The 17,193-nt window shown below is 51.8% G+C and carries 18 protein-coding genes and 1 tRNA gene; 9 read left to right on the forward strand and 10 right to left on the reverse strand.

What is annotated here, in order from left to right; genetic code table 11:
* Positions 1 to 102 precede the first annotated feature (102 nt).
* Positions 103 to 1,560: a cardiolipin synthase gene (cls, locus tag EVJ24_RS07225; RefSeq protein ID WP_131440585.1), complete on the reverse strand. Its 1,458-nt coding sequence runs from the start codon at positions 1,558 to 1,560 to the stop codon at positions 103 to 105.
* Positions 1,561 to 1,685: 125 nt separating this feature from the next.
* On the opposite strand from cls, the gene EVJ24_RS07230 reads away from it, so the two are divergent.
* The 3 genes from EVJ24_RS07230 to EVJ24_RS07240 all read left to right on the forward strand — a co-directional run bounded on the left by EVJ24_RS07230 (position 1,686) and on the right by EVJ24_RS07240 (position 3,712).
* Positions 1,686 to 2,081 (forward strand): OsmC family protein, encoded by a 396-nt coding sequence (locus tag EVJ24_RS07230; RefSeq protein WP_442899259.1) that lies wholly within the window; start codon positions 1,686 to 1,688, stop codon positions 2,079 to 2,081.
* Between the two features lie 85 nt (positions 2,082 to 2,166).
* Positions 2,167 to 2,655, forward strand: coding sequence for a GNAT family N-acetyltransferase (locus EVJ24_RS07235; RefSeq protein ID WP_071397441.1), 489 nt, complete (start codon positions 2,167 to 2,169; stop codon positions 2,653 to 2,655).
* A gap of 61 nt (positions 2,656 to 2,716) precedes the next feature.
* Positions 2,717 to 3,712, forward strand: a complete 996-nt coding sequence (locus EVJ24_RS07240) for a Gfo/Idh/MocA family oxidoreductase (RefSeq protein WP_131440587.1) — start codon at positions 2,717 to 2,719, stop codon at positions 3,710 to 3,712.
* 40 nt (positions 3,713 to 3,752) lie between these two features.
* On the opposite strand, the gene EVJ24_RS07245 is transcribed toward EVJ24_RS07240, so the two are convergent.
* Entirely contained in the window at positions 3,753 to 4,787 is a 1,035-nt protein-coding gene (locus EVJ24_RS07245; RefSeq protein ID WP_071397443.1) for a PTS sugar transporter subunit IIC, read from the reverse strand.
* Positions 4,788 to 5,033: 246 nt separating this feature from the next.
* On the opposite strand from EVJ24_RS07245, the gene EVJ24_RS07250 reads away from it, so the two are divergent.
* The gene (locus tag EVJ24_RS07250; RefSeq protein ID WP_071397444.1) at positions 5,034 to 7,697 is read left to right on the forward strand and encodes a cation-transporting P-type ATPase; all 2,664 of its coding nucleotides are present in this window, start codon (positions 5,034 to 5,036) and stop codon (positions 7,695 to 7,697) included.
* Between the two features lie 57 nt (positions 7,698 to 7,754).
* Positions 7,755 to 7,886 (forward strand): hypothetical protein, encoded by a 132-nt coding sequence (locus EVJ24_RS15530; RefSeq protein ID WP_269089710.1) that lies wholly within the window; start codon positions 7,755 to 7,757, stop codon positions 7,884 to 7,886.
* A gap of 71 nt (positions 7,887 to 7,957) precedes the next feature.
* On the opposite strand, the gene EVJ24_RS07255 is transcribed toward EVJ24_RS15530, so the two are convergent.
* From EVJ24_RS07255 to EVJ24_RS07265, 3 genes are all read right to left on the reverse strand, one after another.
* The gene (locus EVJ24_RS07255) at positions 7,958 to 8,212 is read right to left on the reverse strand and encodes a hypothetical protein (RefSeq protein ID WP_070327313.1); all 255 of its coding nucleotides are present in this window, start codon (positions 8,210 to 8,212) and stop codon (positions 7,958 to 7,960) included.
* A gap of 106 nt (positions 8,213 to 8,318) precedes the next feature.
* Positions 8,319 to 8,951: a hypothetical protein gene (locus EVJ24_RS07260; RefSeq protein WP_016509573.1), complete on the reverse strand. Its 633-nt coding sequence runs from the start codon at positions 8,949 to 8,951 to the stop codon at positions 8,319 to 8,321.
* 86 nt (positions 8,952 to 9,037) lie between these two features.
* Positions 9,038 to 9,394 carry a PilZ domain-containing protein gene (locus EVJ24_RS07265; protein ID WP_131440589.1) on the reverse strand — a complete coding sequence of 119 codons (357 nt, stop codon included), beginning with the start codon at positions 9,392 to 9,394 and terminating at the stop codon, positions 9,038 to 9,040.
* Between the two features lie 147 nt (positions 9,395 to 9,541).
* On the opposite strand from EVJ24_RS07265, the gene EVJ24_RS07270 reads away from it, so the two are divergent.
* Entirely contained in the window at positions 9,542 to 9,802 is a 261-nt protein-coding gene (locus EVJ24_RS07270) for a hypothetical protein (protein WP_236637590.1), read from the forward strand.
* A 16-nt stretch (positions 9,803 to 9,818) separates the two neighbouring features.
* Here EVJ24_RS07270 and EVJ24_RS07275 read toward each other — a convergent pair whose 3' ends face one another.
* The 5 genes from EVJ24_RS07275 to EVJ24_RS07295 all read right to left on the reverse strand — a co-directional run bounded on the left by EVJ24_RS07275 (position 9,819) and on the right by EVJ24_RS07295 (position 14,512).
* Positions 9,819 to 10,514 carry a queuosine precursor transporter gene (locus tag EVJ24_RS07275; RefSeq protein ID WP_070327311.1) on the reverse strand — a complete coding sequence of 232 codons (696 nt, stop codon included), beginning with the start codon at positions 10,512 to 10,514 and terminating at the stop codon, positions 9,819 to 9,821.
* Positions 10,515 to 10,657: 143 nt separating this feature from the next.
* Positions 10,658 to 10,728, reverse strand: a tRNA-Thr gene (locus EVJ24_RS07280).
* Positions 10,729 to 10,837: 109 nt separating this feature from the next.
* Positions 10,838 to 13,219 carry an immune inhibitor A domain-containing protein gene (locus EVJ24_RS07285; RefSeq protein ID WP_131440591.1) on the reverse strand — a complete coding sequence of 794 codons (2,382 nt, stop codon included), beginning with the start codon at positions 13,217 to 13,219 and terminating at the stop codon, positions 10,838 to 10,840.
* Positions 13,220 to 13,385: 166 nt separating this feature from the next.
* Positions 13,386 to 14,159 (reverse strand): class I SAM-dependent methyltransferase, encoded by a 774-nt coding sequence (locus EVJ24_RS07290; RefSeq protein ID WP_236637591.1) that lies wholly within the window; start codon positions 14,157 to 14,159, stop codon positions 13,386 to 13,388.
* Positions 14,160 to 14,200: 41 nt separating this feature from the next.
* Positions 14,201 to 14,512: a hypothetical protein gene (locus tag EVJ24_RS07295; protein WP_070327307.1), complete on the reverse strand. Its 312-nt coding sequence runs from the start codon at positions 14,510 to 14,512 to the stop codon at positions 14,201 to 14,203.
* Positions 14,513 to 14,693: 181 nt separating this feature from the next.
* Here EVJ24_RS07295 and EVJ24_RS07300 point away from each other — a divergent pair, with 181 nt between their 5' ends.
* The 3 genes from EVJ24_RS07300 to EVJ24_RS07310 all read left to right on the forward strand — a co-directional run bounded on the left by EVJ24_RS07300 (position 14,694) and on the right by EVJ24_RS07310 (position 17,157).
* The gene (locus EVJ24_RS07300) at positions 14,694 to 15,557 is read left to right on the forward strand and encodes a cation diffusion facilitator family transporter (protein WP_131440595.1); all 864 of its coding nucleotides are present in this window, start codon (positions 14,694 to 14,696) and stop codon (positions 15,555 to 15,557) included.
* A gap of 86 nt (positions 15,558 to 15,643) precedes the next feature.
* Entirely contained in the window at positions 15,644 to 16,120 is a 477-nt protein-coding gene (locus EVJ24_RS07305) for a GNAT family N-acetyltransferase (RefSeq protein WP_071397451.1), read from the forward strand.
* 47 nt (positions 16,121 to 16,167) lie between these two features.
* Positions 16,168 to 17,157: a LacI family DNA-binding transcriptional regulator gene (locus tag EVJ24_RS07310; protein ID WP_131440597.1), complete on the forward strand. Its 990-nt coding sequence runs from the start codon at positions 16,168 to 16,170 to the stop codon at positions 17,155 to 17,157.
* Positions 17,158 to 17,193: the final 36 nt, after the last annotated feature.

Raw genomic sequence — 17,193 nt, forward strand, 5'->3', positions numbered from 1 at the left:
TTTGGAAGAATATTAGCTAAAATATGATAAAAATAAGCTGAAATCTAGAATCTGTCGGCTGATGGACATAAAAAAGAGACCGCTGGCGCGATCTCACAACGGTCATAAGATTGGGCTGAGCAACCGTGACACACCTTCACGCATACGAACGGTCCACTTCCGGCTCGCATAGTCGTCGACCGTATAGCGCCGACTGACGGCGACGTCCGACTCGAACAACGAGGCGAGCTCAAGAGCGACCCGCTCATCGTAGATGATGGCGTTCACTTCGAAATTCAAGCGGAAGCTGCGGGCGTCCAAATTCGTCGTGCCGACGGTCGAAATTTCGTCATCGACGACGAGCGTCTTCGCGTGCAGGAAGCCTTCGTCGTACATATAGACGTTCGCCCCGTAATCGAGCAGCTCACCGAGGAACGATAGTGACGCCCACATGACGAACGGATGATCCGGTTTTCCGGGAATCATGATGTCCATCTCGACACCGGAGAGGAGTGCCATCTTGCAGGCGTCCATAAAGCTCGTATCCGGGATGAAGTATGGCGTTTGGATGATGACCCGCTGCTTGGCAGACGCGATCATTTTGATCATCATATTCTTCAAGTGCTCGGTGTCCGAGTTCGGTCCGCTCGTCACGATTTGCATCGGTGACTGCTCTTTAATATCATGGTGCGCGAAGCAGAACGAGTTTTCAGGGTCGTGATGCTTGCTCCCCGAAAAGTTCCAGTCCAAGATGAACCGGTGCTGCAGGTGGTAGACGACGTCCCCTTCGACCCGGAGGTGGGTATCGCGCCAATAGCCGAACTTTTCGACGAGGCCGAGGTATTCGGTACCGACGTTAAAGCCGCCGACGTAGCCGATCTTCCCATCGATGATGACGACTTTTCGGTGGTTCCGGTTGTTCAACTTGAAATTGATCAAGCCGAACGTCGGTGGGAAAAAGACACGGACTTCACCGTTATGCGCGATCAACTCCTTAAAGTCTGAATCGCGGAGGCTGCGCGATCCGACCGCGTCATACAACAGCCGGACTTTGACGCCCGCTTTGGCGCGCTCGATCAACTCGTGGATCAATGCCTTCCCGAGGGCATCACGCTGGATGATGTAGTACTGGATGTTGATCTCGGTCTCGGCGCTCCGAATATCGTCCATCAGCGCCTTGAACTTCTGTTCACCGTCATGCATGATGGTCGACTTGTTATGGACGCTGATGAGTGACTTCGATGAGCGCAAGTTCATCTCGATCAACTGTTCGTACTTCGCAAACAGCGGTTGCGAGAGGGCGGTCTCTTTGCGACGAATCTGTTCGATTTGACTCTCGACTTGCAACGAATGAAACGATCGTTCCTCAACACTCAAGTTAAAGAAGTTATCTTTTTTAAGCTGTCTACCGAGGAACAAGTAGATGATAAATCCAAGGATCGGTAGGAAAAATAATACGAGCAACCAGGCCCAGGTGGCACCGACATCGCGGCGCTCCGCGAAGATAACTGCTAAAGCGAACAATAAATTTAACCCGAGGACGATATACAGCCCCCAACTGATTATGACCGACCATTCCATGCGACCCACTCCTAAACGACAAATTGTGCAACTAGCTTTATAATACCTCAATCGAGGGAATAGTATGCTAGTGAAAAAATAAGGGGGAGACTGAGATGAACTTGAAAGTGGATTGGCAACAAGGGATGGCGTTTCAAACGACGACTCCTTCCGGACATAGCATGACGCTCGATGCGGCGGCGGATGTCGGGGGATTGGATACGGGGCCACGGCCGACCGAGATGTTGCTGCACGCCACGGCGGCCTGCACGGGCATCGATATCGTCTCGATTTTGCACAAGATGCGCCTGCCGCTCGAACGGTTCGGTATGGAAGTCGATGCGGTGCGGGCGACCGAGCACCCGATGCGGTTCACGACGATCCATATTTTATATGTACTCGAAGGGGAGATGCCGGAGGAACGTGTCCGCCGTGCCATCGAACTGTCCGTCGACCGCTATTGCTCGGTATCGCATAGCTTGAACGCGACTTTGACGTATAGCTATCAATTGAACGGGGGCGACGTCATCCCGTTCCGATGACATCGCTCAAGCAAGATGGTTGAAATCGGTCGAACGTCTCCGTTATATTGGTATTTCAAATACTGCATAAATAAAGGAGGACGTTATGATTCGACTCGCGACGAAACGCGATGCTAAACACATCGCGCACCTAATCGAACAACGAGCCGTAGCGCTTAATGAAACAGGAAGTGACCAGTGGACGGAATATTTGGAGCTAGATTTGTTAGAACGCGTGCGAACCGACATTGCGACGGGAAGTGTGTACGTGTATGAACAACATGGCTTTGTCTTGGCCTCGATCGCCTTGCTTCCTCCGGATGAATGGGATCACAATTTATGGGAAGATGGCGAGCGCGGTCAATACATCCATCGCATCGTCGTCAGTGAGCAATTGAAAGGCCGTGGCGTCGGTCAACAGCTGATGCAACATGTGCTCCGCGAAGCCGATGGTAACGAGCCGATCCGTCTCGACTGTGTCGCCGACAACGAGTTTTTGAACGAGTATTATCCACGTTTTGGTTTCGTTTACGTCGATTCACGTAACGGATACAACACGTTTGAATATGGTTTGGATGAAAGTGTCAGTGCGTGAGGGGTTAATGTACCCCTTTTTTTGTTACAATGAATCATGAAGAAACAAAGGAGGAATAGATATGATCAACACTATATTGGTCGGTTTCGGCTTCTCGGCGACGACGTTCCACCTGCCATTTTTGACGACGCTCGAGGAATTCAACATCACTGGGGTCGTCTCCTCTAGACCGGATGACGTCCGTGCCGTGCTCCCTGACGTGGACGTATACGCGACGCTCGAAGAAGCGATCGCGACCGATGCGACGCTGTTCGTGATCACGACACCGTCGAACTTACATAAAGACATGGTAACGGTGTGTCTCGACGCAAACAAAGACGTCCTCGTCGAGAAGCCTGCGTTCCTAACGTCTGAGGAAGGGGAATCCCTCATCGCCCTCGAGAAGACGCGTGACGGGATCGTCAACGTGTTCCACAACCGACGCATGGACGGAGATTTCTTGACGGTGGCGTCACTGCTCGAATCAAACCGAATCGGAAACTGGAAAGTGTATGAATCACGCTTTGACCGGTTCCGTCCGCATGTCCGGGACAGATGGCGTGAGAACGCAGGTCCTGGGTCTGGTATTTTGTTCGACCTCGGCAGTCATTTGATCGATCAGGCGCTCGTGTTGTTCGGCGAACCGGACCACGTCTCAGCAGACGTCATGGTCCAACGAGACGGCGGACAGTCCGACGACGGCTTCAACGTGACGCTACACTACGGTGAGAAGCGCGTCTATTTACGATCGAACCCGTTCGTCGCCGTTGAAGCGCCTCGCTTTGAAGTCCACGGTACGGCAGGCAGCTTTATGAAATACGGTCTCGACCCGCAAGAGGCCGCGCTCCGAGACGGCACGATCGAAGCGGGTGTCAGTGAGACGGGGACGCTCGTTGTAAATGAGCCGCAAACGATCGAAATCGAGCCGGGGCGTTATTTGGCATTTTATCGCCAGCTCGCTGACAGTTATTCGACGCGACGGCCGGTCGTTTCCCTCGAGGACGCTTTGTTGACGACGCGTGTGATCGAACTTGCACGGCAATCGTCTCGAACGCAAACAACATTATCGTTTGAATAACGAAAAAGCAGGAAGTCCGCGAATTGGACTTCCTGCTTTTTCATGCGGCTTCCTCTTCCGGATTTGCCATCTTTTCCGTATTTCGAACGATCGGGAAATTGCTGAACAGTTTGCTGCCGACGAGACCGGCGATGATGCCGACGGCGAACACGATGATTGCCGTCACCGTCACCGTCTGCCAGTCATTAAAGCCATACATGACGAGCAGTCCCGGGATACCGGCGGCAGACCCAGGTGCGTTGTTCACCATTCCGGTCATCGCGACGATGAGTCCGGCGATGGCACCACCGACAAAGTTGACGCTATAGATTGGGATCGGATTCGCCGAGATGAGGTCGGCTTGTGTGAGCGGTTCGATCGCGACCGAAAGTTGGTCTTTCTTCGAGCCGATGTTCAATCGCTTAAAGAGTAAATAGTTCATCGAAATCGACGCCGTCAAGGCGAGGGCCGCGATTGCCATCGGGACACCGGTCAGACCGAGCATCGCCGTGAGCGCCATCGAACTGAGCGGTGATGTCGAGACGACCGTGACGATTCCGCCAAGGACGAGTCCCATCACAATCGGGTTTTGCGTCGCTGCGAGCTCGATGACCGCTCCGATTTGAGCGAGCGTGTTCGAGACGAGCGGATCGACACCGATGGCGACGAGACGGGCGAGCGGTGCCATGACGATGACGTAAAAGATCATGTCGACACCGGCCGGAAGGTGACGGTCGAGCTTGCCGCCGAGTAAGGCGAGGACGTACCCTGCGAAAAAGCCGGGGAGAATCCCGAAGCCTGACACGGACAAACCGAGCATCAACGCGTAGACCGGGTTGATGCCGAGCGCAATCGCGACAAGTGCCGCTGCCGCAGGTCCCGACAGCGCACCGGCAGCTTGGCCGACTTCTTCATATAAAGGGAGCGGCAGTAACCCACCGATCGCGTAGGCGTTGAACGCTTCGACGAGGAAGCTCGCGATTGCGGCGCCGGCGAGTGCTCCCATCGCTTTCATCCCGAACGGTGCTTTGTAACTGAATAACGTGAACAAGGCGAGAATCAACAGCAACAGGGCGATCCCTTGAATAATGACCATACGTGTACCTCTTTCTCTCTGTTTTATTTTCTCTATAGTTAACCATTCAGACCGTTATGTAAAGCCATTTCATCCATCTGACACGACTTTTTTGGATGGGAGCGTTTTCAAATGGAAAACGAGACAAATGTGAACGGATTTTTTGAAAAAGTTGTGAAAATGTGTCGTCTGATGTGTCAGGAAGCCGTGGAGTGGGAACATAAAAGAGATAGATTTTCATATAGGATCGACCAAGGAGGAGTAGAGATGCAAATGGAGAACAAAAATTGGCACGCACTCGAACCGGAAGAGGTGAGGAGTAGTCTTGAGACAGACGTAGACAACGGGCTGTCGAAGCAAGAAGTGTCGAGTCGGCAAGAACAGTTCGGGAAGAACGTTCTGCCGGAAAAGGAAAAGACACCTGAAATCATAAAATTTTTGAGACAGTTCAATGACATTCTTGTGTACGTCCTGATCGGTGCGGCCGTCGTCACTGGCTTTTTAGGTGAGTATATCGATACGATTGTCATCGCGCTCGTCGTCACGATCATTGCTGTCGTCGGATACTTGCAAGAAAACAAGGCTGAACAGGCGCTTGAAGGGATTAAAAAACTGCTCGAGACGAAAGCAAGCGTCATCCGAGACGGCAAGCAGATTCAAATCGAATCGAGCGAACTCGTCGTTGGAGACCTTTTGGTGCTCGCCGCCGGTGACAAAGTGCCGGCCGATGCGCGAGTCATTCTAGCCGAGAAGTTCAAAGTCGAAGAATCGGCTTTGACAGGTGAAGCGACGACGGTTGAGAAGAAAATTCAAGTCGTGGCGGAAGATGCTGTCCTCGGTGACCGGAAAAACATGATTTATTCAGGAACGAGTATAGCGACGGGCAGTGCGAAAGCGATCGTCACGTCGATCGGTGAAGGGACGGAGCTCGGTCAAATCAACGCATCGATCGCTGAAGTCGAGACGGTGAAGACACCGCTCATCCGTCAGACGACGAAATTCGGTCAAACGGTCTCGATTGCGATCCTTGTGATCTCGGTCATCATTTACGCGTTCGGCTACTTTGTACGTGATTTCGATCCAATCGAACTGATGCTGACAACGATCGGGTTAGCGGTCGCAGCGATTCCGGAAGGTCTCCCTGCCGTCATCTCGATTATTCTCGCACTTGGTGTTCGTAACATGGCCGAGAAGAAAGCAATCGTTCGTAGTCTACCGTCCGTCGAGACGTTAGGGGCGGTCTCTGTCATCTGTACCGATAAGACAGGTACGCTGACGAAAAACGAGATGACCGTCAAGCAAGTCGTCACGGCGAAGCACGATATCGAAGTGTCAGGCGGCGGATACGCTCCAGATGGTGACCTCGAACAAAACGGTCAACCGTTCGACCTCGATGACGACGAGTCGATGATCGATCTGCTCACGGTCGGGAAGACGTGTAATGATGCCCAATTGTATGAAGAAAACGGCGAATGGGTCATCAATGGCGACCCGACAGAAGCTTGCTTGCTCACGCTCGCCGAAAAAGCGGAGCGACCGATTGAACGGCTGAAAGTCATCTCGAAAATCCCGTTCGATTCGGAGTATAAGTACATGGCGACGCTCGTCGACTATAAAGATGAGCGGATGATCTTCATCAAAGGGGCGCCAGACCGCCTGTTCGATATGGCTGAAGATACGGAATTTGACCGCACCTATTGGGATGAGAAACGTAAAGAGATCGCCGACCGCGGACAACGTGTCCTCGGTGGCGGATTCAAACGGGTCGATCGCTCGAAAGAGACGGTCGACCATGAGGACGTCCAATCCGGTATCACGTTCCTTGGTTTGTACGGAATCGTCGATCCACCACGTCCAGAGGCGATTGAAGCCGTCGCGGCGTGCCGCGACGCCGGTATCCGCATCAAGATGATCACGGGTGACCATAAAGACACAGCCGTCGCCATCGCCCGTGAACTCGGCATGGAAGTCGAAGGCGCACTTGAAGGGAAAGAATTGACGAACATGTCGGACGAGGAGATCAAAGAAGCATCGGTTCATAACGATGTGTTCGCACGGACGAGCCCAAATGATAAGCTGCGTCTCGTCAAAGGATTGCAGCAAAACGGGCTCATCACATCGATGACCGGTGACGGTGTCAACGATGCCCCGGCCTTGAAACGGGCCGACATCGGTGTCGCGATGGGTATCAAAGGGACCGAAGTCGCAAAAGAGGCGTCGCAGATGGTCCTCGTCGACGACAACTTCAAAACGATTTACAACGCGGTGCGTGAAGGCCGCCGTGTATACGACAACTTGAAGAAGACGATCTTGTTCTTGCTCCCGACGAACGGTGGACAAGCGCTCCTCGTCGCGATGAGCATCTTGCTCGGTGCCGCGGCACCGCTCAGCCCGGTCCAAATCCTTTGGGTCAACATGGTCGTTGCCATCACGCTGTCGCTCGCGATCGCCTTCGAACCGCTTGAAGAGAGCACGATGAAACGTCCGCCGCGTCCGGCGAACGTCCCGCTGTTGAGTCGCTATTACGTGTTTCGGATCATCTTCGTCTCGATCTTGATCGGGGGAGGCAGCTTGATCATCAACTACATGTTAGCCGACTTTGATTTCTCGACTGCGAAGCTGCAGACGATCACACTCAATACGATCGTCATGGCCCAGTTGTTCCACTTGTATAACTGTCGGACCGAACTCGCTCCGGCGTTTAACCGCCACTTTTTCGATAACAAGATTGCGTTTATCGTATCGGCACTATTGATTGCACTTCAACTGTTCATCACGTACGTGCCGTTTATGCACACGTTGTTCGGGACAGCGGCACTTGATTTGAATGATTGGATCTATCCGGTCGTCTTCGGTGCCATCGTCTTCGTCATCGTCGAGATTGAAAAAGCGATCTCACGTCGTGTCATCGGCAATAAAGACATACACTGATGTTTCGACTCTTGATCGATGTGGAATTAGTCCACTATGACAGAGGAGGGATGCTCAATGAAACGTGACGAATCGCAACCTGGGGTTCACCCAGACCCGATGCCGGACGATGAGTCTGATCCGGCGAAAAAACCGGCTCCGACGCAACATCCAGATCCAGACCCGGAAGAAGATAAAGAGGAGTCATAACGCACGTCGATGACTCGAACGATAAAAAGGCGACTTTCCCATTCAATCGGGAAGGTCGCCTTTGCTGTTGGTCACTTTTTCGGTGCGACCACACGATACTCGTTCATTTTATCAAACTCTTTTTCATTGAAGTATTCGACGACGACGAAGTCACCGACCGGGCATTCCCACCGATCTTTCGCGACTTGGCACTCTTTGAGCGTCACTTTCTCGTCAAACATGTCGAGCTCTAACGTATCTTTGAGGAATTGTTCAGCCTGCTTGTCGGCGATTTTGAAGTACTCGCTTAGGATGACGTCTTCTCCCTTGTCGTTCGTGTGTGTCATTACTTTAAAAAATCTCATTGGATTTGACCCTTCTTTCTCTAGATAAACTCTCGCTCTAGTATAAAGGAAAGAGTGGGTTTTGGGAAACCCACTCTCAAGTACAACATCAAACCACTTTCGGCCGTCGCGGCGGCGCCTCGTTGAACGGTTGCTTATGACGAATGATGAGCCAAAACAATAGACCGAATAACGGGATGTACGGGAGCGGCCACAAGCTCATCTTATAGCGCTTCGCATCCCGGGTCATCAATGTCATTTGGACGAAGGCGAGCAAAAAGAAATCGACCGTCATCGTGCGGACGAATTGATTCTGTTCGACGTATGACCAATACTGTGCGACATTCCCAGTCATCGCGGCAGCGATGAATAAACCGATCGTGACGAGGAGCAACACGACCCCGAGCAGTCTCGTTGGCAACGGCTTGATTGGCGTCGGGTAGGGCGACTGCCGTGCGAACGCGAGATACGGAGCGATGATGAATCCTCCGACGACGAAGCCGGTTGCTGCCGGTAGGAGCGGATTCGGCCGCAGTTGGTTCACTTCCGACCAAAGCAGCGGGAACAGCGCGAGCGGGTAGACGCCTAGCACGCTAAAGAGGGACAAAGAATATCCTTCATAGGCATCGGTATTGTATGTCAGGAAGTCGAGCAAGAACCGGCTCGAGAACGGGGTATTGGGACCAAGTAGCGCGATCGCGATCGCGGCGGCCCAAGGAATCAATAAAAATTTTCTAGTCATGGCTACACCTCTAATCTGTCTCTGTTGTCATTAGTATACCCTGTTATCGGACGAACAAAAAATGAGAAGTGTCTGACGACACGTTCTCATTGGTTCTCTCTTGCATAAGCTTTGATCATCGTCACGAGCTGTTGGGCTTCTTCTGAATTCGCTTCAAGACGGATCCCGTAATCGTACATGCTTCCTATTTGACTTCGGTGACGGACGTGACCGGTCAACTCGATTGACTGGAAAAGCGGGACGAGGTCGAGCACAACCTGAACTTTCAGCCCTTCCGACAGCGGGAACAAGTAGTCGCAGCGCAACTTCAAGCCGTGGGCACTAATGTTGAGCAACATGCCTTCACCGTCATGTAACTCCTTGTCTTCCCATACGAGGCGGTAGGGGATAAAACGGGGGTTCGGTAAAATGTAGCGGAACGTTTCTTGTCGGCGATAACGCATCGGTTCACCTCATTTCTCTTCTAGATTATCGGTTCGATTCCACCATTTTTGAAGCGTTGGACTGCCAAATTTTCGGGAAGCACGGTTTACAGAATCGTAAGCGCTTTCTATAATGAGGATAAAGGTTTGGTTTAAGGAGGGGATCGCGTGAACGTGTCTGATTTACTCCGACGTTACTCGATTGACGAACCAATCATCTATGTGAAGAACCTGCACGGGCAGTGGGTCAAGCTCGATCATCTGCCGCCCTACACCATACTTGAGGTCGAGACGACGGACGAGACCATCGAAGCGCTCGCTATCGACGCTTACGTGGCGCTCACTGTTTGTCGGGAGACGTCGTCGCTCGAAGATGCGCGGCCTTACGCGGTGCGTCTGCAAATTCGAGAAAAAACCGCAACCCGTTGAGGTTGCGGTTTTTTTATTAGGCTGCTTTTTCCGTCTCGTCGTCTTGTGGTTCGGTCCGTTTCGCATAATACATAAAAGGCGTGGCCATCCAAGCGATGATGAACTTCGCGACATACGTCGTGACGAAGATGTTCCACCAGATGTCCCATTCCATTCCCCAAAAGGCGATCGTGCAGAACGTGAGCGTATCGATCAACTGTGAGACGACCGTCGAACCAGTCGTCCGGAGCCACAGTTTCTTCTCGCCCGTCTTCGCCCGAATCTTCGAATAGATGAAGACGTCGAACAATTGCGAGACGAGGTAAGCCGCGAGACTGCCGAGCGTGATGAGCGGGAGCATCGAGAACAATGCCTTGAAGCTCTCATGCATGTAGAGCGCTTCTTCGAACGGTTCGTAAAGCAAGGCGAACTGCATGAGTACCGTCGAGACGATCAAGATGAAGAAGCCGAGCCAGACGCCTTTGCGGGCGGCGTGACGGCCATGTTTCTCGTTCAAGATGTCTGTCGCTAAATAAAGGGAACCGTAGACGATGTTCCCGAGTGTGAAGATGAAACCACCAATCACAATCTGCTGCGTCACTTGGATGTTGGCGACGACCGAGGCCATCGCGATCCAGGCGTACAGTCCGACCCGTCCGAACAGTTTATAGCTGAGGACGAGCAGACCGAGCGTGAGCAGGGCAGAAGGGATCCATAACCATTCATTCAGCATCTGTCATGCTCCTTCCAAAAAAATCATTCAATTCAACTTTTCAAGTTTATAGAGGAACCGTAAACGTGTCAAGACAGTTCACATGATTGATTAGACAAAAAAGCGACCTCTCCCGAATGATCGGGAGAGGTCGAATCAGTTGATGCCTCCGACGAGAATCGAACTCGTGCTGCAGCATTACCATTGCTGAGGTCTGCCACTAACCTACAGAGGCGTTACAACTAGTATGTTACACAGTCTCGATTGAAAATTCAAGCTTTTTTAGAATAATAAGACCCCCGTTCTTCTCTTGATGAGAAGGGCGGGGGTCAAACAAATCATGCTTACTTCGTCCGGACCCAAACAGCTCCAGCCGAATTGTCTTTCGCTTCGCCGACGACGTCGACGACGAGTCCGTATTGTGGAAGCTTACGGCCCGCATCCGGGATGAGCGAGTTGATGTACGTATTGGCGTCGTTGAACTGCTTCACGCCAGATTGTGCCTTGTAGTCGTAAATTCCGCGACTCGGAGAATCGAGGTACCAAGCGAGCGTTTTGTCTAAACTGAACGCGGCGTCCGCGATTTGGTAGCGCGTGCTGCCTGAGACCGTCTCCGCTCCGTTCAAGTTACCGACGATCGCCTCTGGATGTGAGTCGACGACTCCGAGGAAACCTTCACCCGGGTGGATACCGACCCAGTTGTCCGAGAACGAGTCGTCGGCATACCAGACGACGAGACCGGTGTTGTACTTGACGCCACGGCCGTTCAAGAGACCTGTGTCAGCACCGGCGTGGTTACGCCATTCGAGGTAGTAGTAGTGCGGTTTTGTGTCATAACCGTCCGACTTGGCGAAGCCGTCAAGCGTGACCGCCTCAGCACCTTCCGCGTCATCTGCGAGAAGCGTCTGCCCGCCTGACGTGATCGCCAAGTTGTCGAGGGCGAATCCTTCAAGGGCGAGACCGCCATCTGTCACGTATTCGAAGACGATCTGGACGTCTTGACCGGCGAATTGTGACAAGTCGTACGATTTGTTCACCCAAGCGCCGTTCGTCGACTCGGCGTCATTTCCGGTGTTGTCGTCACCGTAGACGTCAAGGACGACTTCTTTGCCGCCGCTCAGTGCTTTGACGTACAAGTAGTCGTAATCATATTCGATCTCGAACCGTGTATCGAAGGCGAGTGTGCCGTCAGCACCGAGCTTGACGCTTGGTGTCACGAGTTCGGTGTGCAAGTTATCACCTTTTGTCGAGTAGTAGTAGTACTGTCCGAACTCAGGTTCAATACCTTTCACTTTCTTGTCCGGAAGGTTCACTTTCAACAACCCTGGGTTGTTCGATTTCGTCACCGATTGATCGAGCTTCGAGACGAAACCTTGCTCAGTGATGTCTTCAAGGTCGACTTCTGTGATGTTAGCCCAGTTGCCGCCCATCAGCTTTTGGAAGTATTCCTTGTTTTGTGGCGAGAAGCTCGTCGGCTCCGTTCCTGCCACTTTACCGGCCCAGCTGCCGCCGCTCATGATCGACCATGATTGGACCGGTTCGCCTTGGCCTGTGTACTGCGTGTCATATTCGTCAGGAAGACCGAGGTCATGGCCGTATTCATGGGCGAATACGCCGACCGCTCCGTCTTCAGGTTGAATCGTGTAATCGTATGCTGCCATTTTACCGCCCCAATATGGGACGTCAGCCGTCGTGTTCTCCACGCCATATACGCCATCCAGTACCCAACGGTGTGACCAGACCGCGTCGTCACCGAGGACACCGCCGCCCGCTTCTTGGCCGGTACCAGCATGAATGATCATCAAGTGGTCGACCAAGCCGTCCGGTTCGTTGAAGTCGCCGTCACCGTCGAGGTCATACAAGTCATACTCATCGTATTCGGCGAGGTCCATTCCTGAGGCGACTGCCGCGTTCAACGTGTCCTTGACGAGTTGACGGGGACCTGGACCGATGTTGTCATTCCCGCCGGCCGGATTGTCACCGCCGTAGTCTTTCGCCGTACCCGGTACGGTCAACCATTCAGAGACGGTACCGTCGACCGTGTAGCTGCCACCGGACTGTTCTTCATAATACTGTTTGAACGTCTGAACTTTCTCTCCGTTGAACAGTTCGAACGACTCATCACCGAACATATAGTTCTCATAGTGTTCTTTGCTGAAATTGTCGCTATACATATAACCGGGATCTTGGACGACGTTGTTATGTTTGAAGTCGCTATACTCGACGAGGAGTACGAGCACTTTGTCTTCACGAACCGCACCGTTATAGCCCGTTGCTTTGGCCGGATCGACTTTGATTTGGCCATTCGGTTTGCCTTTTCGATAGTTGGCTTGCCCTTTTTTCGCTTTGTCGAGGAGACGTTTCGATTCTTTTTCGAATTGGTTATGTATCTTCTCTTTCGCTTTCGCCGCTTTGTCATTCAATTTGTCATCATGTTTGTGATCGTGGGCATCTTGCGCTGTACCTTGTTTCTTTTTAATATACGCGTCGACGGCTTTCTGTCGCTCTTTCGTTGAAAGCCCTTTTTTGATGACGCCACGCTTTTCGAGTGCTTTGGCGAGACGATCCTCATCGATGATGTTGTGATCGAATGGGGCAGCATTTGTTGCGGTTGGTAACGGTGAAGAGGCAAGTGGAGCGGCACCGACGGCCGGGATCGCACTGACGCTCATGACCGATGTCAGCGCGACGGCGAGCGTCGTACGACGGATGGAACGTTTTTTCATTTGGACTGACCTCCTGTGAAAATAATGGGAAATTGTGTGAGCTTGATGTAAACGTTAAACTTGTGTCTGATTAATGTCAATATTCAGAAAATAATAATTATAAAAAAAGGAAAAAAAAGAGACTTTCGTCCCGATTAAGTCAAATTACCTAATCCGAACGAGTCTCTCAGTCGATATATCCATAATGGAACTTCGAAGTTTTGCGTGAAAGTCGCTTAAATCCATACTTTTCGAACGCCGGGCTCTCATAATGTGCTTTTAGGACAATTCTGTTTTTCGCAACGCGTTTGGCTTCTGAAATCAGTTCATCTGACAACTGCGCTTCGTTTGCCAACGCTCGTAACGGGTTCAGATGAACTGATTCTGAGATCGTTTTTTCGAACATCGGGTCGAAATAGACGACCTCAAATTCGTCATCCGCACAATTTTTCAAATAAGTGAGGGCGTCGGTCCAGACGACCTCGATGCGTCGCATCGCTTCATTCAGAGCGTTCTCCTTCTCTTCCCAGACCGACATGCCTTCTTTGACGAGTGTCGCTGTGATGAATTCGCTCTCGAGGCCGACGACGTGACCGCTCGGACCGACGGCGTGGCTCATGACGATACTGTCGGAACCGAGTCCGAGTGTACAATCGAGCACGCGGTCTCCGAGTTGAAGGTCGGCCGCATCGATCAGTGGGTCGTTGCCATCACGAAGCAGTTGCTTGACACGGAAGACCGAGCTTGATGGATGGAAGAAGAACGGCTCTTTGGCGCCGAGCGGCGTATACTCAACGCGGCGCTTATCGAAAACGAGGACGGCGGCACCATACCGGGTCATCAACGTCTCGATTGAATGCTTTCGCCGCGAGACGAACGGCACATCGTGTAGCAATGAGTGTTCATTTGCTTTGTGAATGATTTCTTCAGTCGGTCGTAGGCAAGTTGTGACGATATACATCATTTAATCTCCTTATTTAAAAAATGAGACGCGGTGGCGTCTCATTTTTTCTTGCTGAGTAGATCTGACAACTCATCGATGAGCGCCTTGTTCGAGGCGAGTTCTTTCTTTTTCTCATCGTTCGGGTTGATCGGGCGTTTCGAGCGGGTTTGGAGCGCTTCGAGCGTCTCATCAATCGATGTTTTGAGCGTATCACGATCTTCCGGCTTAAGTGACGCTTCTTGTGGGCTCTCACCACTCGCATCAAGTTCGCGCAGTCGTACCATCAATTGTTTTGCTTCACGATTCAAATCGGATAACAATCTGTCAATTTGTTCCAAACGAAGTTTGATACCATCACGTTCTGTGAACATATGTTTCACCTCTTTTACGGTTTAACCACAAGGGTCTCTTCTTGTTTACTTTACCATAATTTTCGGAAGACGAAACTACCGGGAATATATTCCATTTATTTTGACTTCGGGAAACACTGTTTCTCTATGCCCACACGAAGAACAACTGGTATACTAACTTAGCTAAAAAGGAGGTGGGCGGATGCATTCAACAAATCATCCACCAAAAGCGCTCAAAGGAGCCATTTTATCAATCACGACTTATTTAATTTTATCTGTCCTCAAAGTAGTCTTCGGCTATATTTACAATTCGGAAGCCGTGCTCGCTGACGGTTTCAACAATACGACCGACGTCATCGCATCAATTGCCGTCTATATCGGAATCCGTGTGGCGGCGACGCCGCGGGATGCTGAACATAAGTATGGCCATGCGAAGATGGAGACGATTGCGGCGCTCGTCGCTTCGCTCATCATGGTCGCGGTCGGGGTGTTCGTGTTATTGAACAGCATCGCTAATCTGCTCGCCGGTGTCTACGTCGAGCCGAACCCGCTCGCTGCCGTCGTCGCGTTCTTTAGTGCGATCGTCATGTACGGTGTCCATCGCTACAATTTGAACTTGGCGAAACAGACCAAATCACTCGCTCTGAAAGCGGCCGCGAAAGACAATTTGGCCGACGCCTTGATCTCGATCGGTGCGACGCTCGGCGTCTTGTTCGCTTACTTTAAGCTTCCGTGGATGGATACAGTGCTCGCGGTCGTCATCGCGGGGCTCATCATCCGGACGGCCATTCAAATCTTTCTCGATGCGACGCATCAACTGTCTGACGGGTTCCCGCCTGATCTCGTCGAGTCTTATGAAGAGACGATCCAACATTTTGATACCGTCAAAGAAGTTCGGGAGATCAAAGGCCGGCACCTTGGTAATCACGTCATGCTCGACGTGACGATCGCCGTTGACGGTGCCTTGACCGTCGACGAGGCTCATGTGCTTTGTGACGATATCGAACGGGAACTCGATAAACATCACGCCGTCGATTCGGTTCACATTCATATCGAACCGGTCTGATTTAGGTTATCTTTTGCGCTTCATGATGCGCTTCGTATATAATGAGTTTGGAAAGACGTTGGAATAACTGTTAAGGAGGGCACGGGATGAAAATCGTGCGTCAACCTATTCGCCAAATCGATGAGATCGAATACGAACATTTTCAGAAATATGGTCAAAGCTCATACGGCATGTCGGCCGAAGAACTAAAAGGTATTTTTGTCGAGATGGGGGCCGAGCATGTGTACATGGCCGACGAACATAGTTATGGCGAGGATTTTTACTACGACCTCGTTCAAGACGGACAAATCGTCGGTAAAGTACTGCTTTTCAAGCTAGCTCGCGTCTATCAGCTCGATTTGATGGTGTTTGACCCGTATAAAGATAAAGGCTATGCGACAGAAGGATTACGCCTTGCGCTCGAACAGTCCGATTTAAAAGACGGTCACACCGTCCGCGCCGGCATCCCGCCGACGAGTCCGCATCAAGAAGCGATGCGTCGCGTCCTCGAACAGAACGGCTTCGAGAAACGCAACGGACTTTACTATTTAAACTTTAAAAAACGATACGTGATGAACCACTGAACTGACGGCGTCTAGCGCGTCAGTTTTTTCGTATGGAGGGTTTTTGGATGAAACAAGTGACGATTAACGACATCGCTAAACTCGCCGGTGTTGCCAAAAGTACCGTTTCCCGTTATTTGAATGGGGGATCGGTCGGGAAGGCGACTCGTGAGAAAATCGAGCGGGTCATCCGTGAGACGAAATATGAACCGAACCAGTTCGCCCAAAGTTTGAAGTCGAAGCAGACGAAGATGATCGGCGTCATCGTCCCACGTCTCGATTCGTATGCGGCTTCAAGGACGATGATGGGAATTGATGAACGCTTGACCGAGCATGGTTATCAGATGCTCGTCGTCAATACGGCCCAACAGACCGAGCGTGAGATCGAGCAACTGTATAACTTGGCCAAGCAAAAAGTGGCCGGCATCATTTGGCTCGGGACGACCGTGACGCCAGCGCATCTACAGGCGATCGAAGCGATTCAAATCCCGGTCCTGTTGATCGGTCAGCAGCACGATAGCGTGCATAGCCTCGTCTACCCGGACAATGAGTCGGCTTATGCGCTCGGGCAACAGTTCATGGAGTGGGGGCACCGGGACATCATCTATGTCGGAGTGGCAGAGGATGATATCGCCGTCGGGCAAGCCCGTCGTGACGGATTTTTGAGAGCGTTCAATGAAGCTGGCGCCATCGTCCGTTCGATGACGACGACGTTCAGAATCGACGACGCCATCCCGATCGGTGAGCAGCTCGCGACCGACGTGACGGATGCGACGCTCGTCGTTTGTGCGACCGACAACATCGCGCTCGGTGTCTTGAAAGGTTTAGCGAACGGCGGCAAACGAGTGCCGGACGACATCTCGGTCAGCGGTTTCGGTGGGTACGATTTCACAGAAGTATTGCATCCATCGCTGACGACGGTCCACCTTCCATATCGGCGGACTGGTTCTCGTGCGGCTGACATGATCCTCCAGTTGCTGACAGGTGAAGCCACCCCGATGAAAACGTTCACAACTTTCGAATTAAAATTGCGAGAAAGCGTTGACATGTTGAATTAAATCGTTTACATTTGTGTTGCGGAACCGGTTCCGCAA

Origin of the sequence: Exiguobacterium sp. SH1S21 (assembly GCF_004337175.1) — a bacterium.
Classification (GTDB): domain Bacteria; phylum Bacillota; class Bacilli; order Exiguobacteriales; family Exiguobacteriaceae; genus Exiguobacterium; species Exiguobacterium aurantiacum_A.

Bases quoted from the DNA above. Each gene is read 5' to 3' on its own strand.
- EVJ24_RS07300 (WP_131440595.1), top strand. From the start codon at position 14,694: ATGCATTCAACAAATCATCCACCAAAAGCGCTCAAAGGAGCCATTTTA.
- EVJ24_RS07290 (WP_236637591.1), bottom strand. From the start codon at position 14,159: ATGTATATCGTCACAACTTGCCTACGACCGACTGAAGAAATCATTCAC.
- EVJ24_RS07285 (WP_131440591.1), bottom strand. From the start codon at position 13,219: ATGAAAAAACGTTCCATCCGTCGTACGACGCTCGCCGTCGCGCTGACA.
- EVJ24_RS07250 (WP_071397444.1), top strand. From the start codon at position 5,034: ATGCAAATGGAGAACAAAAATTGGCACGCACTCGAACCGGAAGAGGTG.
- EVJ24_RS07310 (WP_131440597.1), top strand. From the start codon at position 16,168: ATGAAACAAGTGACGATTAACGACATCGCTAAACTCGCCGGTGTTGCC.
- EVJ24_RS07260 (WP_016509573.1), bottom strand. From the start codon at position 8,951: ATGACTAGAAAATTTTTATTGATTCCTTGGGCCGCCGCGATCGCGATC.
- EVJ24_RS07275 (WP_070327311.1), bottom strand. From the start codon at position 10,514: ATGCTGAATGAATGGTTATGGATCCCTTCTGCCCTGCTCACGCTCGGT.
- EVJ24_RS07235 (WP_071397441.1), top strand. From the start codon at position 2,167: ATGATTCGACTCGCGACGAAACGCGATGCTAAACACATCGCGCACCTA.
- EVJ24_RS07230 (WP_442899259.1), top strand. From the start codon at position 1,686: ATGGCGTTTCAAACGACGACTCCTTCCGGACATAGCATGACGCTCGAT.
- EVJ24_RS07245 (WP_071397443.1), bottom strand. From the start codon at position 4,787: ATGGTCATTATTCAAGGGATCGCCCTGTTGCTGTTGATTCTCGCCTTG.
- EVJ24_RS07265 (WP_131440589.1), bottom strand. From the start codon at position 9,394: ATGCGTTATCGCCGACAAGAAACGTTCCGCTACATTTTACCGAACCCC.
- EVJ24_RS07305 (WP_071397451.1), top strand. From the start codon at position 15,644: ATGAAAATCGTGCGTCAACCTATTCGCCAAATCGATGAGATCGAATAC.
- EVJ24_RS07240 (WP_131440587.1), top strand. From the start codon at position 2,717: ATGATCAACACTATATTGGTCGGTTTCGGCTTCTCGGCGACGACGTTC.
- cls (WP_131440585.1), bottom strand. From the start codon at position 1,560: ATGGAATGGTCGGTCATAATCAGTTGGGGGCTGTATATCGTCCTCGGG.
- EVJ24_RS07295 (WP_070327307.1), bottom strand. From the start codon at position 14,512: ATGTTCACAGAACGTGATGGTATCAAACTTCGTTTGGAACAAATTGAC.
- EVJ24_RS15530 (WP_269089710.1), top strand. From the start codon at position 7,755: ATGAAACGTGACGAATCGCAACCTGGGGTTCACCCAGACCCGATGCCG.
- EVJ24_RS07255 (WP_070327313.1), bottom strand. From the start codon at position 8,212: ATGACACACACGAACGACAAGGGAGAAGACGTCATCCTAAGCGAGTAC.